2 protein-coding genes are annotated in these 1,564 nt (G+C 45.3%); both read left to right on the forward strand.

Features of this window, described 5'->3' with window-relative positions:
• Positions 1 to 46 precede the first annotated feature (46 nt).
• Complete coding sequence (locus tag Q0256_RS03520) at positions 47 to 646, forward strand: 4Fe-4S dicluster domain-containing protein (protein ID WP_005871891.1); 600 nt, start codon at positions 47 to 49, stop codon at positions 644 to 646.
• On the forward strand, positions 643 to 1,564 hold a 922-nt coding region (locus Q0256_RS03525; RefSeq protein WP_297960093.1), incomplete at its 3' end, for a proton-conducting transporter membrane subunit. The genes Q0256_RS03520 and Q0256_RS03525, both read left to right, overlap by 4 nt.

The raw sequence follows: 1,564 nt of genomic DNA on the forward strand, positions 1-1,564 counted from the left end.
TTTTTAGTAAAAAATTTTTAAAATTCCTTAAGTCAAGGAGAAAGGTATGAAACAACATAAATTTGTAATCTGCGATTACAAACGATGTATCGGTTGCACGACGTGCATGGCGGCCTGTTACTCAAGTGCCTACGAGCGCGGCAAGCTTGCTAAATCGCGACTTACCGTGCTTAGACAGGCTTACGGCGTTATGCCTACGCAGTGCAGGCAGTGCGATGACGGACCATGCGCAAACGTCTGCCCTACCGGTGCGCTTCGCTTCGATAATAACTATATCGAATTACACGAAGAAATTTGCATCGGATGCAAGATGTGTACGCTCGCCTGTCCTTATGGCGCGATCAGCTCGAATGCCGAGCTTATGCCGTCAGTAAATTATGCGGTCGAGCCGAAGTATTATCTCGAGATCGAAAGCCAAGCGGGCGCCAAAAGCACCGCCATCAAATGCGATCTATGCAACGGACGCGAGAATGGTCCTGCATGCGTCGAGGTTTGCCCAACTAGCGCTATCATTATGATAGATCCTAAAGAAGGTAAGCATAAATTGGGCTTTGCGATAGACTACGATGCGGCTAATGCTTTTGCAAAAGACGTGTTAAACGGCGAAATCAGTTGCGTCGCCAAAAAAGAAGGAGGCGCAAAATGATAAGCGTCTATACTTTATTTATCGTCAGTGCAGTAATTAGTATCCTTTTATACTGCGCTCCAAAAACTGCCGTTAAGGTGGGATTTGGATTAGGTGCTATCAGCTGTTTTTACGCGATGTGTCATTTCGTAGCCAATATGGGCGTAAGCGACAGCTTCGTTTTGGGCGGTACTTTCTTATATGCGCCAAAATTTGCTTTAAGTCCGCTTGGAAACTTCTTCAGCTTCGTAGTCGTTTTTATAGGCTTTGCAAGCAGCGTTTACGGTATGAGCTACGCCGAGGAATATATCGGAAAGGCAAATATCGGCGTTTTTGCATGTTTATTTAATACCTTCATCTTATCTATGCTTTTAGTCATCAGTGCGGATAATGTATTTTGCTTCGCTGTTTTATGGGAGCTTATGACGCTAATCTCGTCATTTCTAATCATAGTAAACGATGGCAAAGGCACGCTCAAAGCCGTTATGGTATATCTAGGTATAGCGCAGATCGGTGCATTTTGTATCACCTGTGGATTACTTATCATTGCAAACTACGCAGGAAGCTTCGAATTTGCAGAGTGGGGAAAAGTAAATATGCCGATGGGCGCTTCCGTGGCTGCTTTCGTGCTATTTTTGGTCGGCTTCGGCTCAAAAGCGGGAATGTGGCCTTTTCACGTTTGGCTACCGCAAGCTCACCCTGCGGCTCCGTCAAACGTCTCCGCACTAATGAGCGGCGTTATGATTAAAGTAGCACTCTTTACGCTTGTTAAATTTACGCTATTTTTGCCGCTAAGCATCTATTTTGGGCTTGCAGTTTTGATCCTAGGAGCAGCCAGCTCGCTTTTTGGCGTTTTATACGCGTTGTGCCAGCACGACTTTAAAGCGCTTCTTGCGTACCACTCGGTTGAAAATATAGGTATTATCTTGCTGGGTCTTG

This window comes from uncultured Campylobacter sp., assembly GCF_937949835.1.
Taxonomy (GTDB): Bacteria; Campylobacterota; Campylobacteria; order Campylobacterales; family Campylobacteraceae; genus Campylobacter_B.